A 14,291-nucleotide genomic window follows, 5' to 3' on the forward strand; every position below is an offset into this window, starting at 1 on the left:
CGGCAATCTCGATTGAGGCGATCGCGCCCGCACTCCTATTGTTCAGGCGGGCGTGATGTCCCCCAGTTTCCAGCTGCGATCCAGGTAGGCCTCCAAAGGACCGTAGAAGCGGAAATATGAGAACCAGTGCTTGCCGGGAATCGTTTGCACCCAGTTGGACTCGCCTGCGGCGGGTGCGGTCGGGCCAAAGTAGAGGTCGACGGATTCGTCGTCGTTGGTCACGAGTTCCGGATCGCGTGATCCACGGTCGCCGCGCTGCTGCTCGTTGTCGATCAGACACCTGGTCGCGATGTCGTACACCGTTGCCGACCAGAACAACTTCGCAGGGACGTTCGCCGGAACGTGCAGCACATAGTCGCGCCCTCCGTCGAGCCAGTCACCGTTCGCATCGGTGTAAGCGCCGAGATACGCCTGCCCGACTCCGGGAGTCTGACTCTTCATCGCCTCTGAGAAACTGACCGCCTCGTAGAACCAGGATGCGCGCTCGAGAAGCTCGTCGTACCCGTCGCCACGCTGGGCGGAGTTGTCGAGCACGATCGCTTGCTCCCAAACTCGGTCTGGCCAGTACGATTCCTGGTCGAATCGCTTCGCGAACGTGTTCGCCTGCGCCATCAGCTCACCGGCCGCCGACCCCTGCTCGAGGATGCGTATCAGGCGCTCGTCCGGCTCGAACGGCTTGCCCTTCTCGATTCCGAGCTGCTTCAGCATGGCCAAGTAGAACCGATCGCGCTCATCCACCACCTCTGTCTGGTAGATGCTGTGCAGCCGTTTCCAGTAGTCGAGTCCACGAGGCTGGTCGCCCGTCCATGGCCGGCCATCAGGAGAGACGACGCGCGTGGGGGCCGGATTCTCTCGTTCTGCGTATGGGTAGATCCGCACGGCCCGCACCAGTGCGTCTGCGCGTTCCGGGTTGGGATCGAGGGTGCGGAACCCGAACATGATGTTCATGCCTGACGACCTCAGCGTGTGGTACTCGTCGCCGAGACTGTCCGGCTCAGCCATCTCAGGCCCGAGGATGACGTACCTGCCGCCCTGACCGCGATCCGGACCCATCTCACCCATCGCGCCGACCTCGCGCTGCCAGAAGTCCGAGACTCCGCCGGCGGTCGGTCCGGCGGGCAGCTCGATCACGAGCGGACCGCTGACTGCAAGGTCGAAGAAGTTCAAGATGTACGGCGTCGTCGCGTTTGCGGTGATCAGCCCCAGCCTGTCTCGGTAGCTGAGATAGCGGACAAGATCGCTTCCCGTGGCGCCGAAAACGTCGTAGTGCTGCGTCTTCCACTGGGCGTACGACACGAGCGGCAGGGCCCATAGGTAGACCTGACAGGCGAGCTGATAGTCCAGTTCATCGAAGATCGTCGCGATCGCGTCGCGAGACGGCAGATCGCCGGCCATAGGCACACTCGCCAGTCTGCCGGGAAGTTCGACGGTCATATTTCGGTCCTTTCGGCACGGTCGAGTAGACGGTCCCCAGGCAAAATCGCTCGCGTGCTCGAGCCGCCTTCACCAGGCTAGGGACCGCCACGACATACGTCTAGATCGACAAAGCTGCCGCGCCGTCGTCAGGAGCGGAGCATCCTGCTTGTCTCCCAGGCCGAACAGGTCTGGCCGCGTTGCGGATGACCACTGCGAGTGCCGTCGACACGGCCTCGTGTGAACGGTCATCTAAAGTGTCGCCGACGAGACGGAAAGTAGACGGTTGCCACGTAATTTGTCGCGATCATTGTCCACGCAACTTGTCGCCGCGACTACGGGGTCATTTTGAACGGCCTGAGCAGCACGTGGATGCCTCAGGACGATGCAGCCGAGGCGGACCGCTCTGGTCAGGATTGTCTGCACACGAACAGGGGAACCATCCGGTCATCCCCGTCGATGCGCGGGTATTCTCGCCATCCGATTCCTCGCCAGAATCGTGCTTCGTCTCCGAACGCGAAGAGGTCACGGTTCTCGTAGCGCTTGAGTATCTGGTGCACTACTCGTCTCCCGATCCCATGTGGGTGGAGGTCAGCGCGGACTTCGAATCGGAAGATTTCGACTGGGCCGGCCAGTCGCGCGAGGGCACGGTATTCGGAGATGTGCAAAGTTGCCCACGGGTCAGTGTGCACGCGGGCGACCTCCTCACCTGCTTCATAGGCGGAGAAGGAGTGCCGGTCCAAACTGTCAACCTCTTCATCGCCGTGCGCCCACCAGTGCTGAGTGAATCCCGGAACGTCATGCTCAAATCCGGCTAACACGTTTGAGATGTTCGTGAGTCGAACCAGAGTTAGAGGGTCCTCGCTGTTGTGGCGTTGCATGGTAGTCACACTAGGTCGGCAGCGCGAACGTGTGGGAGCCGGCGAAACGGCGGCGGCTATCCCTCACGCGCGAGCTGGTTGACGAGTTCGAGGACTTTGGTGTTGTGCCGGTGGATCGACGTTGCCCAGCGGCCTCGGTCTCGTTCGTCGTAGTTCCGATTGAGATCAACGATGCTCTCGAGTTCATTCACGAGGTCGCCTACTAAGGCGGAGTGCTGTCCCGACAGGTCGCTGGCAATGTTCAGCGTGTCTCGGAGGAGTTCAACGCCGACACGAGGTCGTGGGTCTCCGTCTGCCACGGCTGTATCGCTCGGCGTCCAGTCCTTGAAGGCGCGTTCCCATAACCGCATTGTTCGTTCCGGGTTGGCCGGCGCCAGTTTGAGCAGAGGCAGCACAAGGTCGAGCATGCCGGCCGGCTGGTCTGCTCGCAGGTCGAGGTCGGGCACCGAGACTGTGGGCATGCCCGTCCCGGCGACGGGCATGGCGGTCACAGTGACGATCGAGCCGGCTCGCACGGTTCGGTTGCCTTGCATGGAGGCGACGATTTCTTTCTGCAATCTGGCGATCTCGACGGTGTTGATTGGCCACCAGTGTGGCATCTCTTGTTTACGGAAGTAGGCGATGGCGTCGATCTGGTCGTCATGCCACACAAACTGCAGGCTCACGAAGGCAGGAAAGCCTTTTTCTCCGTGGATTGTGGTCTGGTTGACCAGAACGGCGATAGCCCGGCTGGAGCCGGCCTTCTTGCGAAGCTCGTCCGCCATCCGCTCGACGACGGTTTTGCCTTGCTCGTTTCGGAAGCGGAGGTGTTCGCCGTGGTTGAACTCCGCGGCTTTGCCGCGGACGTCTCGCTGCCACCAGTCGATGATCGTCTCCAGCCACCGCTCACGCTCGGTGGGGTCGTCAGGGGCGTCGGGCATCAGGTTCGGGAGGTAGCGTGCGGTTGCGCCGTCCTCGATGCGGCATACCAGCGGGACGGGCAGCGCGGGCAGGTCCGGGAGGATCGCGAGGATCCGGGCGTATACCTGGTTGACGTTCTTGCCTTCAATGGTGCCGGCGCGCACGGTTGAGTCGATGACGACGGGAGCCGTGGGCATGTCGTTCAAGGTGATCACTTCGCCAGCGCTAACAACGGGGACATCGATGACGCGCAGGCCGCTCGCGCGTGGGTAGAAGGCGGGGATGTCGATCAGTCGGCCGATCGAGGCGTGCGGCTGGGTGGCGTCCAGGATCGATGGGGCACTCAGTATCGTCAGTTCGTGCGGCGCTGAGGTACCGACGTCGATGCGGTCGGTGAACCGGTTCTCGTGGTGTTTGTGTCCGTGGAGCACCAGGTCGATGTGATTGGAGGCAAGCCAATGTCGCAGGTGGCCGAGGTTCAGGAAGCTCTCGAATGGTTTGATCTCCTCGGTTGTGCTCACCGGAAGAATCTGATGGTGCATGCCGACGATCCGCAAGGGGCCGGCCAGGTCCGTTGACGCTGCGGGTAGGAGCGGGCGGAGTGCGGCGAGTTCGGCATTACTCGCCCACGCGATGTCCGCATTGCCTCGGATGCGCCAGGCAGCCAGGAGGGCTCTGATGGCGTCGTCGTGCGTGCCTCTGTTCTCTAGATCGTTCAGGAACGGCGCCAGGGACTCTTCCGTTTCCAGGTGGGATCCGCTGAACATTGACGAGTTCAGGCCTGCGACGACGAAGCTTCCGTCGGCTGCGGTCAATACTGGTGGCGGATAGGTGTGGATGTCGTCGTCCGATAGCCAGCTTGTGAGGTACCCGTGCATGCGGAGGGTTTGGAAGGCAGCGAAGCGGGCGTCGCCAACGGCGTTCCTATCGACATCGTGGTTTCCGGGCGTGATCAGGATCCGCTCCCGTGAAGGCCGCTTATCTCCCAGCGCGTCCAGAACCTCCGACACCATTCCGAAACCGTCCGGAGCTCCGGCGACGGTGACGTCCCCAGTCACCAGGATGGAGTCCAACGACCGGTCCGCCCGCGTGAGCGCCTCTGCCAACCCAGTCAGGCTGTCCTTGAGCATTGATGTCCGGTTGCTGGCCGCACTGTACGGGATGACCCGCACCTTGTGATCCGCGAGCGCGTCCCGTTGCGCATCCCGGGTCAAGTGCAGGTCGGAGAGGTGCAGCAGGAGCGCCACGACTCAGGTCCTTTCCCTCGAACAGTAGGCAGAAGGGATCGCGCCACCGAACCCGCTAGCCAGTTCTTATCACACCGGGGTCGTTCGACGCGGCAATACCAGCTCACCGGTGATGACGCCAGTAGGCTCGGAGGCGTGACCTGGAGCTACGAGTGAGGTTCCGTAACGCCCAGTCGGCGTTACTGGTGAAGCTTGCCGAACTGTCCACGCGCGGCGAGCTGGTGACCGTGCGTGGGGCGCACACCCGCGAGATACGCAACCAGAAGATCACGCTGACCCGTCCGCTGGAGCGGTGCATCGTCGTCCCGGGGCGAAATAACAACCCATTCGCCGCGATCTACGAGACTCTGTGGGTGATCGCCGGCCGCAATGACATCGGCGACCTTACCGATTACTTGCCCCGCGCACCGTTGTACTCCGACGACGGCGTGACATGGCGGGCCGGCTACGGCCCGCGGCTGCGAAACTGGGCAGGGGTGGATCAGCTTCGCGAAACCGCCACCATCCTGCGCGCAGACCCGACCACCCGACGAGCGGTGATGTCAATCTTCGACCCGGCAACCGATTTCCGCGCATCGAACGACATCCCGTGCACGAACTGGTTGCACGCGGTGCTACGGGACGGGAAGCTGGATCTGTCAGTGGTGGTGCGTAGCAATGATCTCATGTGGGGGTTCTCTGGCATCAACACCTTTGAGTGGAGCGTCCTGCAAGAGATGCTCGCCTACTGGAGCGAGGCCGACGTCGGAATCGTCACCTACACCATCTCGTCCCTGCACCTCTACGAGCGCCACTTCACCCGCGCGCAGAGGATCCTCCACACCTCTCAGGCAGGCGACCCATACACCACGTCGCCGAACCGGCGTTTCTGCACCCCGCTGGACCAGCTCGACCAGAGATTGGACGCCTGGTTTCAGCTGGAGGCCAAAGCCCGCAAGGGCGCACCCCTCAGCAACGCTGAACTTGAGAGCATCCCCGACCCGTTGCTGCGCGATTTCCTCACCATGATCGACGGGTACTGGGCAAACCGCCGCGGGGAGCCGACTGGTTTCGAGAACGTCCTCGACGCCGGGTTGAAGGCGGCCGCGCTCGAATTCGTTCACCGCGGATCGCTTGCAGAAGTCCCATGCAACGTCGACCAGCATGAGCAGCTCGAGCGTTTCCTCATCGACCTGCACCGGCACAAGACCCGACACTACGGTGATAGCTGGAAACGCCGCGGAGAGCAGATCGGAATCCTGGCCAACATCGCCCGCAAATCTGACCGGCTCGCCCGGCTCGCCGACCATCTCGACTCCGCGCCGGCGGTCGCGTTCGACACCGCCGTCGACTTGTTAGTGTACTCGGTGAAGTACGAAACCTACCTCCGCGACCAGGCCGACGGCGGATCCCGCAGCGACGGCACCGACGGTTTCGAGCACCTCCTCCCGGCGACCAGATCCCTCCAGGACACCAGCATTGTCGAGGCGACAGCAAGGATCGCAGACACCTTCCACGCCATCGAGGAGCAGGTCGAGTCAGCGGCCGTGCCGGCCCGTCTGGAGCTGGCGCACACCCTGTCGATCCACGCCCGGGCCCTCGCCGATGCCATAGTGCGTGAACAACCCTGGGTGCTGATCGAGGCGAGCGCCGCGACCGAAACCGATACAGATACCGCAGAAAGAGAGGGATGATGGCCGACCCGCGCCCACGCTCGAACGTCTACGAGATATTCTGGCGCTTCGCCGCCGAACGACAGCGCATCTACGACGCCCGCATCGCCGGGCTCCCGGGACCGTGGACCGAAGACCGCATCCTGCAGACTTACAAGTTCTGCAACACCTATCGGGCCGCAGACCGAGTCTCCCAGGCTCTCATCCGCGACGTTATCTATACCGACGAGCCCACCGCACCGGCTGACCTGGCCTTCCAGATCGTGCTCTTCCGCACGTTCAGCAACATCAACACCTGGCGATTCCTTCTGGCCCATTTCGGTCGCAAACCCCGCATCAGCGACCTCACCGACGGGTCGCTGGAAGCCTGCCTGAACATGATCCGCGAGATCAACGGCCGCCTATACACCGGTGCGTTCATCCTCTGCGCAACCGACGCCTATGGCCGCCGCATCAAGCACCTCAACCACGTGGAGCTCTTCCGCCACATGTTCGTCCTCGGCGATCTGTCCGAAAAGCTCGCCGCGGCCAGATCGCTTGCCGAGGTTTACGCCGAGTTGCACACCTACCCACTAATGGGCGACTTCATGTCGTATCAGATCGCGATCGATCTGAATTACTCCGAACTGACGTCCTTCTCGGAGAACGACTTCACTCAGCCCGGCCCCGGCGCACTGCGTGGCATCAAGAAGGTCTTCGAGGACCTCGGCCCACGCACCCCGCAAGATGTCATCTTATGGATGGTCGACCAGCAAGAAGCAGCGTTCGCCCGCTACGAGATCGACTTCAACGGCCTGTTCGGCCGTCCTCTGCAAGCGATCGACGTCCAGAACCTGTTCTGCGAAACGGATAAGTACTGCCGGGAAGCGGTTCCCGCCCTGACCAGTGCCCGCTCGAAGATAAAAGCGAAGTTCACTCCCGCCACCGACCCGATCCCCGTTTTCTTCCCACCCAAGTGGGGCCTGAATACCGAAGCCCGGCTGCCCGCCCTCACTACAGCTTAGTTCGGACTCTTGACACGGATGTCGGAATAGCTGACAATTGTGTCATGATCGTCGCAACGGACTTCGATGACCGGGGCGTGCCCCGCACGCTGACGGCAGCCCGCACCCTGTCACCGGCGGAGATCGAACGTGTCGTGCTCGCCGTTGCGGCCGACCTCGAGGACATCACGATCGAGGAGGTTGCCGGCTGGCCGGTGGGTGCCGACGGTTCGATCGAGCTGTTCAGCGACCTCACCGTCGACATCTACCACGAGGTCCTGGGCCATCTGAAGGACCTACACAATGACCTGCGCTCAGTCCCTGAGGAGAAGTGGTCGTCCCTGGCCGGACTGGTCTCGGTCATCCAAGGAGCCCTGGAGGAAGCCGGCGATGGTCCTGCACATTCCTGAGCAGCCCAATCTCTCGTTGATGTGGCTGGAGACGCTCCGTCAGGTCGATCAGGCCGGCGGCCGCGTCGTCAACGTGCTCTCCAGCACCAGCGCGCCGACCGTGGAGGACCCAGGAATCCGGACGGTGGTCGATGAGTGGGTGTACCCGGGTGCGCGGCCAGGGTTGACGTTGCACTCTGTCGACACCGTTGCCGGCACCATCTTCCCCCCGAGCCGATACCGCAGCCCCGGCTACGCGTGGTCGCCGGACTTGGCCGACGAACAGGTTCGCGTGCTCAATGAGCGGGCAGAGCGCCTGTACACAAGGCATATCACCTCTCTACCGACGTTGATGCGGTTCGACGGCAACAGCCGCGGAACCTACTTCTCTCGGATGGTGAAGTGGCCCGGCCGCTTCGCCGGGGACGTCAACCAGCTCAAGGAGCGGGTCGATGCCCTCCGCAGTAAGAACAGGCTGGGCTGGTCTGCCGCCAACTTCAACGACATTGTGGTCGGCGGTGAGGCCGACGACCCCGACTACGAAGAGCTGGACGATGTGCGGGGTCTGCAGATCTTGCAGCCGAAGGACCGCCGGGAGCGCGGTTTCCCGTGCCTCGTGCATATCGATCTGACGGTGCTGGACGGGCAGCTACACATGCTTGCCGTCTACCGTCACCAGTTGCTGATCACCAAAGGCTATGGGAACATCCTGGGGCTGGGCCGACTGCAGCAGTTCATCGCCGAGCAAACTGGGTACACACCGGGCGAACTCGCGATCCAGGCCACTCTTGCGGACGCCGAGTACAAGGGGTGGGGCCAGGGCCGAGTGACCGCGCTCATCGAAGAAGCGACGGCGGCGGCCACATGAGCGCCCCGGTAGAGCTGCGGATCGGAACGGACATCGTCGATATCCGGCGCCTAGAAACACGGATCGCAAAGTCGAGGAACGATTACGTCGCCCGATTCTGGACCGCTAAGGAACGCAGCGACAGCCGCGGGGACCCGGGGCGACTAGCCGCACGGTGGGCTGCCAAGGAGGCGTGCATGAAGACCCTGCGTCGGGGGATCGGACGCATCGACCCGATTGACATCGAAACAGTCCTCATCGACTCTGTCCCCTTCCTGCGCCTGCACCTCTCAGCGTTGGAAGCGGCGCAGGAGGAGAACTTGGGAGGGTGGCAGGTGTCCCTCAGCCGCGAACGCGAGTGGGCAACCGCCGTCGTCATCGCACAAGGAGGATTCAATGGGTGACAAAGCCGCGCAGAAGCAGGAACAGAAGGCGATCGGAGCGCGGCTGCGTACCCTCCGCGAGAGTCTCGGGCTCACTCAGGAAGACGCCGCCAACGGCGTGAACCTACAGCGCACGTCGATCGTCGCGATCGAGAAAGGCGACCGGCAGGTCAGTGCCACCGAACTCGCCGCGTTCGCAAACCTCTACCGGCGCCCGGTGGCGTGGATCCTCGGGCAAGAAGAGGACTTCGGTTCAGTCAGCGACGCGCTTTTCCGCGCCACCCGTGACCTCTCGGCAGCAGACAAACAGCAGGTTCTGCGCTTCGCCGAGTTCCTCTCTCAGGCTGGAGATCCCGCTCGGCCCGACAAAGGCACAGACTCGTGATCAGCAAGGGGCGGCAGCGCGAAGTCCACACTGCGGCGTTGCAGTTGCTCAGCGAAATCGCTCAGGACGACACAGAACCCGTCGACGTGTTCACCGCCATCCGCGACATCGGCGTGTGGCTGATCTTCCAGCCGCTGCCGAACCTGCTCGGCGTGACTTTGCGTCAAGGGGCAGGCGGCATCATGGTTACCACCGAACGCTCGGCCAACATTCAGCGGTACACGGCCGCGCACGAGCTTGGCCACTGGCTGCTGCACCGCTTCGACGCCACCTGGGACACAGACGAGACAGTCCTGGGTCATGCCACCACCGCTCGTGAGCAGGAAGCCCAGCTGTTCGCCTCGTACTTCCTAATGCCGCGCCGACTCGTACGGCGTGTGCTGAACCGTTACGGCGTCACCACCGGCGCCGACCTCACCCCACTAACTTTGTATCAGGTCTCCCGTGACCTGCACGTCAGCTACGAGGCCGCCGCCATGCACCTGACCAACCTGCGCATCCTCACCCGCTGGCAGCAGGCCGAGCTGCGCCAGGCGCGCCCCATCGATCTGAAAACACAACTGAACAACGGCCTGCGACCGGCGAACCCGCTGGCGGACGTGTGGCCACTGGATATCGGCAGCGAGCCGTTGATCGTCACCGCTGACGACGAAGTCAGCATCTGGCTGCCCGAACGCGCCACCGCAGGGTACCGGTGGGAGACACAGGTTTCCGGGGACGCCCTCCAGGTCGTTCAGGATGCCCCAACCCCACCTCCCGGCAACGGCCGGCCGCGGGCCATCGAACGTGGCCCGGCGCCGCGGGCGGGAGGCGTCGGCGGCCGCCAGATCGTTTTGCGTGCCGAGAACGCCGGCGCCTGGGATGTCGACCTCGCCCTGCGTCGCAGTTTCTCCCCTGCAGAGCCGGTCGACGCTCTCAACTTCACCGGGTGGGTTCAGGAGAAACCAGCGATCGCCAACTCACCGCACCTGCTGCAGCAGCTCGGAGCGGCCTAACCGGCGATGGAAGACGATCACATCCACGCCGACCTCCGGCACCTCGTGTCAGGGATCGACGACCAAGGCACCCGATCTACCTGCGTCCCGATCGCTACCAGCCGGGCGCACGAGGCCACACGGGGCGACGACCACCCCCTCGCCCCCGACGCACTCTGGGCGCACGCGGAAATCTGCGGCGAAGTCTCCGATGCGGGCACTAGCTTCCCCGCGATGGAACACGCACTCGGCACTTGGGGACAACCCGCACTCACCGAGTGGCCATACGACCCGGAAGCCGACCCGGAAGGCATCATTCCCGATTCTGCTGGCACACCACCCTGGCACCTGGCCGATCTGACCCCGGTGCCCCTGAACCCGGACGCAATCCTGAATGCGCTTGTGCGTGGCCAAGTCCCGATGGTGATGATCGAGGTCCGAGACTCCTTCTACCTCCCCGCCGGTCGCGACGAGCTCGACCACCTCGCCGCTGAGGAGAAATTTTACGGTAACCACGCCGTCGTGGTGGTGGCCGCCGCAACCCGTGCCGAGCAGTCCTGGTACCTGATCCGCAACAGTTGGGGGGAGGACTGGGGCAGCAACGGGTACGCCTGGGTCTCCGCTGGCTACCTAGAATCCACCCTCGTGGACGCGGCGGTCCTGGAATCCACCACCCCCGACACGTAGGAACGCAAAGCCCCGACAACCACCGCGGTCACTGTCGTCCCCTCCCTGGCGGCAGCAGCTCGGGCGGCGAACCACAGCTCATTGGAGATGCGCACCGATCGAAGCGGCGTCTTAGGCTGATTGGGCATGTCCGGTGTGTCCCGCCCGCTGCGCCCGCGCACGCTCCCGGAGCCGGCGATGCAGCGCCGGCATCGCCTCGAACGACACTGCCACCGCACCATGCCGCAATGCCGCCGCGCGCATCGCGTCGGTCACATCGAAATGCTCCCGATAGGTCCCCGGACGCTGGATCCAGCTCAAAGACAATCCGATCTCCACAGCGAACGCCCGCAACTCAGCCGACGTATCAGCAACGAGATGCGACCACTGCCGAGTCATCCCGCGCACCGTCGCCGTCCGGCGCATGTCGTCGACGTAAACGACCATCCCCAAACCTCCCGGTGTATATACACCCACTGTATAAGGACTTGTTCACGGCAAGGGACACAGAGCGCCGGCGTTTCGTCATGGGATGCAGCGCGCCCAGGCTCCAGCTTCGGTAACGGGCGGGCCTACCATCCAGGACTGGGTCGATAGCGAAGAGCTTTAGAAGCGTGGATACCTTAGTTAGGAGAACGGGATTAGAGCCCTAGAAAGGCCCTTCCTAAGGCGATCAGACCAGTTGCGGCGAGATTCGCCGCAATGTTGCCTGAGAGGTTTATGGCCCCTGCGCCAACTCGAGCTATCAAGCCAGATGTGCGTGGCCCATCGACGGAACGCTCGTCTCTCAGCGCCGCGACGAATTCGTCCACCCGCTCAGGGGGGAGACCCAGCGCTGCCGCTTCGGCCCTCAGCGCGGCTTCATCACCCTGAGTCACTGTGGAACGCTGTCTTACGTTCTCGCCGGCCGCGATATTAGTTCCGTTGCCGGTGATGTTGTTGGTGATGTTGTAAACCACCTTGGCAACGTCCGGATCATTCACTGTGGGGCCTCCAACAGCTCCAGCATCGGGGAACTGCGCTTGTAGATCGAGTGCGAACTCCATGGCCTTCGACCGAACAGCATCGACTACTCCTCGCAGAGACGAAGTAGTAAGCACATTTGACGCGCTGAACAGTCCATGGTGTTCCATTTGGAAGACACCAGATTCCTCGTACTGCTGGACGACGTTCGACGGCCACGGGCGCTCCGGGTCTTGGTCACCTTCCGTCAAAGACTGGATCTCGATTATCGGCTCTCTCAGCGTGACCCTCCACCATTCCGCCATGCCGCGAGGTACGACGGTGAGAGGATGCTTCATGAAGGAGCGAAATGGACCCGCGTAAACGCCCGTGACGTTGGTGTTCTGAACCCTGTACGCCGGGACAGCGGCGCCATCGGGATACCCTCCAAGCTCATCGCGAACCCAATTTTCCACCTCTGTAGCGCCAAGCCGCCGGGCGACTATTTGTACCTTCCTTAGCAGGTCTGGTGTGGCGACGCCGGCATCGGTGCTTGCGGTGAGAATGTCGTCCAAGAGCGTCATATAGGCCAATCTAGAGCCCGAGACCGACTGCAGCGAGCACCAGCTCTCCCTTGAGCGAGTGAAGTCTCGCCGTCTAGACGACGATTCCACCGGGAAGTTCAACTCGAGCTCGTGCGATCGGCGGATCGCCCTTAAACCAGGTGGAAGCACTCATTGATGCGTTGAACGGTTGAGATCGCCAAACTTGCCCGTCGCATCGGATCGCATAATTTAAGAGACGAGGGGTGCCACGATGAATGTGAAACGCGCACACATGGTTTCGAAGAGCTATATCCGCGGGTGGGCGGACGCGAGGGGTCGCGTCGACGTGCTCGATATCCAACATGGTCGTGGCTTTCCCTCCTCCATTGAGAATGCCACGGTCGTGAGCTACGCCTATGACCCCGGAGTCCTGACCCACGACCTGGAGAACGACTACGCGCGGATAGAAAACCGCAGCATCCCGGCGATCGTTAGGCAAACGGTGCCGCCGCTCGCGACCACGTAGCGGGCAGACACCGACGCGTATCTGCTATGTCGCCCATCTCGACTCTCTGTCCACCCGCGGAGGTGAGCGCCAGTCTGCCCGGGGCTAGTTCCGCCGGGCCGCCAGTCAACTTGTCGTCGACGCGCGTGGACGACACCTTGTGTGATCAAACGACACTTTGCGTGGCACGTTCACACCTCGCTACACCGGCGCCATGTCCGTGAACCGCGAGAAGTGGCCCTGGAAGGCGACCGTGACGGTGCGCGTGGGGCCGTTGCGGTGCTTGGCCACGATCAGGTCGGCCTCGCCGGCGCGAGGGTTGTCCTTCTCGTATGCGGATTCGCGGTGGAGGAGGATGACCATGTCGGCGTCCTGCTCGATCGAGCCGGACTCGCGGAGGTCGCTCAGGGCGGGGAGCTTGTCGGCTCGCTGCTCTGGGCCACGGTTCAGCTGGGAGAGGGCGATCACGGGGACCTGGAGTTCCTTGGCGAGCAGCTTGAGGGCTCGGGAGAACTCGCTGACCTCCTGCTGGCGGCTCTCGACGCGCTTGCCGCTCGTCATGAGCTGCAGGTAGTCGATGATGACCATCTTGAGGCCGACGCGCTGCTTGAGGCGGCGGCACTTCGCGCGAATCTCGACGAGGGTCATGTTGGGGCTGTCGTCGATGTAGAGCGGGGCGTCGTTGATGCGACCGCGAGTGGATGCGATCGTCGTCCAGTCGCGGTTGTCCACCGTTCCCTTTCGCATGCTCTGCAGGGGAACCGAGGCCTCGGCGGAGAGGAGGCGCATCGCGATCTCACTCCGGCCCATTTCGAGGGAGAAGAAGATGGTGGCCATGTCGTGCTTGATGGCGGCCGCTCGCGCGAAGTCGAGCGCGAGAGTCGACTTTCCGAGCGCTGGTCGCGCGGCGACGATGATCATCTGGCCAGGGTGGAGGCCGTTGGTGAGCTCGTCCAGTTCGGCGAAGCCGGTGGGGACGCCGGTCATCGAGCCGTCTTTGTGCTTCGCCGCCTCGATCTCGTCGATGGCGACGGTGACCGCGTCCGTGAGGGGGACGTAGTCCTCCGTCTCCTGCGAGCCGGTCACGGAGTAGATCTCCGCCTGCGCGTTGTTGACGAGGTCGAGCACCTCGCCCTCTGCCTTGTAGCCCATCTGCGTGATGCGGGTGCCCGCTTCGACCAGACGGCGCAGCAACGCCTTCTCGGCGACGATGTTGGCGTAGTAGCCCGCGTTCGCCGCGGTGGGCACGAGGCTGGTGAGGGTGTGCAGGTACTCGGCGCCACCTGCCCGGGAGAGCTCGCCGACCTTGGTGAGCTCGTCGGTGACGGTGATGACGTCGGTGGGCTCTCCGTGGGAGTAGAGGGAGAGGATCGCGTCGTAGATGATCTCGTGCTTGGGGATGTAGAAGTCGGGGCCGCGGACAACCTCGACCACGTCGGCGACGGCGTCTTTGCTGAGGAGCATTCCGCCGAGCGCGCTCTGCTCCGCCAGGAGGTCGTGCGGAGGCGTTCGTTCCGACGTGCGTGGTTCGCCCGGTTCGCGTTGGTCTGCGAGACCCAGATGGGCGATCGACACGATG

General features: G+C 63.3%; 15 protein-coding genes. 10 read left to right on the plus strand and 5 right to left on the minus strand.

From position 1 onward, the window contains the following. Positions 1 to 42: 42 nt before the first annotated feature. On the minus strand, positions 43 to 1,434 hold the full coding sequence (locus tag ACIRCZ_RS11425) for a DUF1254 domain-containing protein (RefSeq protein WP_402853066.1): 1,392 nt from the start codon (positions 1,432 to 1,434) through the stop codon (positions 43 to 45). Between the two features lie 395 nt (positions 1,435 to 1,829). Between ACIRCZ_RS11425 and ACIRCZ_RS11430 the strand changes: the two genes are divergently transcribed. After that, positions 1,830 to 2,231, plus strand: coding sequence for a hypothetical protein (locus ACIRCZ_RS11430; RefSeq protein ID WP_402853069.1), 402 nt, complete (start codon positions 1,830 to 1,832; stop codon positions 2,229 to 2,231). 119 nt (positions 2,232 to 2,350) lie between these two features. Here ACIRCZ_RS11430 and ACIRCZ_RS11435 read toward each other — a convergent pair whose 3' ends face one another. Next, positions 2,351 to 4,441 carry a metallophosphoesterase gene (locus tag ACIRCZ_RS11435; RefSeq protein ID WP_402853072.1) on the minus strand — a complete coding sequence of 697 codons (2,091 nt, stop codon included), beginning with the start codon at positions 4,439 to 4,441 and terminating at the stop codon, positions 2,351 to 2,353. Between the two features lie 185 nt (positions 4,442 to 4,626). On the opposite strand from ACIRCZ_RS11435, the gene ACIRCZ_RS11440 reads away from it, so the two are divergent. The 8 genes from ACIRCZ_RS11440 (at position 4,627) to ACIRCZ_RS11475 (ending at position 10,741) form a co-directional block, all read left to right on the plus strand. Beyond that, complete coding sequence (locus ACIRCZ_RS11440) at positions 4,627 to 6,114, plus strand: thymidylate synthase (protein ID WP_402853075.1); 1,488 nt, start codon at positions 4,627 to 4,629, stop codon at positions 6,112 to 6,114. Further along, positions 6,111 to 7,097 (plus strand): nucleotide kinase domain-containing protein, encoded by a 987-nt coding sequence (locus tag ACIRCZ_RS11445; RefSeq protein WP_402853078.1) that lies wholly within the window; start codon positions 6,111 to 6,113, stop codon positions 7,095 to 7,097. Before ACIRCZ_RS11440 ends, ACIRCZ_RS11445 begins: the two co-directional genes overlap by 4 nt. A 44-nt stretch (positions 7,098 to 7,141) precedes the next feature. After that, entirely contained in the window at positions 7,142 to 7,486 is a 345-nt protein-coding gene (locus ACIRCZ_RS11450) for a hypothetical protein (protein ID WP_402853081.1), read from the plus strand. Then, complete coding sequence (locus ACIRCZ_RS11455; RefSeq protein ID WP_402853084.1) at positions 7,467 to 8,333, plus strand: hypothetical protein; 867 nt, start codon at positions 7,467 to 7,469, stop codon at positions 8,331 to 8,333. Before ACIRCZ_RS11450 ends, ACIRCZ_RS11455 begins: the two co-directional genes overlap by 20 nt. Further along, positions 8,330 to 8,716, plus strand: coding sequence for a holo-ACP synthase (locus tag ACIRCZ_RS11460; protein ID WP_402853087.1), 387 nt, complete (start codon positions 8,330 to 8,332; stop codon positions 8,714 to 8,716). The genes ACIRCZ_RS11455 and ACIRCZ_RS11460 overlap by 4 nt, the downstream gene beginning before the upstream one ends. Continuing rightward, entirely contained in the window at positions 8,709 to 9,080 is a 372-nt protein-coding gene (locus ACIRCZ_RS11465) for a helix-turn-helix domain-containing protein (protein WP_402853090.1), read from the plus strand. Before ACIRCZ_RS11460 ends, ACIRCZ_RS11465 begins: the two co-directional genes overlap by 8 nt. Next, complete coding sequence (locus ACIRCZ_RS11470) at positions 9,077 to 10,075, plus strand: ImmA/IrrE family metallo-endopeptidase (RefSeq protein WP_402853093.1); 999 nt, start codon at positions 9,077 to 9,079, stop codon at positions 10,073 to 10,075. Before ACIRCZ_RS11465 ends, ACIRCZ_RS11470 begins: the two co-directional genes overlap by 4 nt. 213 nt (positions 10,076 to 10,288) lie before the next feature. Continuing rightward, positions 10,289 to 10,741 carry a C1 family peptidase gene (locus ACIRCZ_RS11475; RefSeq protein WP_402853096.1) on the plus strand — a complete coding sequence of 151 codons (453 nt, stop codon included), beginning with the start codon at positions 10,289 to 10,291 and terminating at the stop codon, positions 10,739 to 10,741. Between the two features lie 111 nt (positions 10,742 to 10,852). Here the strand turns inward: ACIRCZ_RS11475 and ACIRCZ_RS11480 are convergent, their stop codons facing one another. Together ACIRCZ_RS11480 and ACIRCZ_RS11485 are read right to left on the minus strand one after the other, a co-directional pair. After that, positions 10,853 to 11,167 carry a DUF4031 domain-containing protein gene (locus tag ACIRCZ_RS11480; protein ID WP_402853099.1) on the minus strand — a complete coding sequence of 105 codons (315 nt, stop codon included), beginning with the start codon at positions 11,165 to 11,167 and terminating at the stop codon, positions 10,853 to 10,855. A 194-nt stretch (positions 11,168 to 11,361) separates the two neighbouring features. Then, a complete protein-coding gene (locus ACIRCZ_RS11485; RefSeq protein ID WP_402853102.1) occupies positions 11,362 to 12,246 on the minus strand; it encodes a hypothetical protein in 885 nt (294 codons plus the stop codon). 253 nt (positions 12,247 to 12,499) lie between these two features. Between ACIRCZ_RS11485 and ACIRCZ_RS11490 the strand changes: the two genes are divergently transcribed. After that, on the plus strand, positions 12,500 to 12,733 hold the full coding sequence (locus tag ACIRCZ_RS11490) for a hypothetical protein (RefSeq protein ID WP_402853105.1): 234 nt from the start codon (positions 12,500 to 12,502) through the stop codon (positions 12,731 to 12,733). Between the two features lie 180 nt (positions 12,734 to 12,913). On the opposite strand, the gene dnaB is transcribed toward ACIRCZ_RS11490, so the two are convergent. Further along, positions 12,914 to 14,287, minus strand: coding sequence for a replicative DNA helicase (gene dnaB, locus ACIRCZ_RS11495; protein ID WP_055897239.1), 1,374 nt, complete (start codon positions 14,285 to 14,287; stop codon positions 12,914 to 12,916). Positions 14,288 to 14,291: the final 4 nt, after the last annotated feature.

The sequence above is a fragment of the Leifsonia sp. NPDC102414 genome (genome assembly GCF_044765685.1).
Taxonomy (GTDB): Bacteria; Actinomycetota; Actinomycetes; order Actinomycetales; family Microbacteriaceae; genus Leifsonia.

Coding starts and splice junctions, on each gene's coding strand:
- ACIRCZ_RS11425 (WP_402853066.1), bottom strand. CDS start 1,434: ATGACCGTCGAACTTCCCGGCAGACTGGCGAGTGTGCCTATGGCCGGC.
- ACIRCZ_RS11490 (WP_402853105.1), top strand. CDS start 12,500: ATGGTTTCGAAGAGCTATATCCGCGGGTGGGCGGACGCGAGGGGTCGC.
- ACIRCZ_RS11480 (WP_402853099.1), bottom strand. CDS start 11,167: ATGGTCGTTTACGTCGACGACATGCGCCGGACGGCGACGGTGCGCGGG.
- ACIRCZ_RS11485 (WP_402853102.1), bottom strand. CDS start 12,246: ATGACGCTCTTGGACGACATTCTCACCGCAAGCACCGATGCCGGCGTC.
- ACIRCZ_RS11475 (WP_402853096.1), top strand. CDS start 10,289: ATGGAACACGCACTCGGCACTTGGGGACAACCCGCACTCACCGAGTGG.
- ACIRCZ_RS11445 (WP_402853078.1), top strand. CDS start 6,111: ATGATGGCCGACCCGCGCCCACGCTCGAACGTCTACGAGATATTCTGG.
- ACIRCZ_RS11465 (WP_402853090.1), top strand. CDS start 8,709: ATGGGTGACAAAGCCGCGCAGAAGCAGGAACAGAAGGCGATCGGAGCG.
- ACIRCZ_RS11460 (WP_402853087.1), top strand. CDS start 8,330: ATGAGCGCCCCGGTAGAGCTGCGGATCGGAACGGACATCGTCGATATC.
- ACIRCZ_RS11450 (WP_402853081.1), top strand. CDS start 7,142: ATGATCGTCGCAACGGACTTCGATGACCGGGGCGTGCCCCGCACGCTG.
- ACIRCZ_RS11455 (WP_402853084.1), top strand. CDS start 7,467: ATGGTCCTGCACATTCCTGAGCAGCCCAATCTCTCGTTGATGTGGCTG.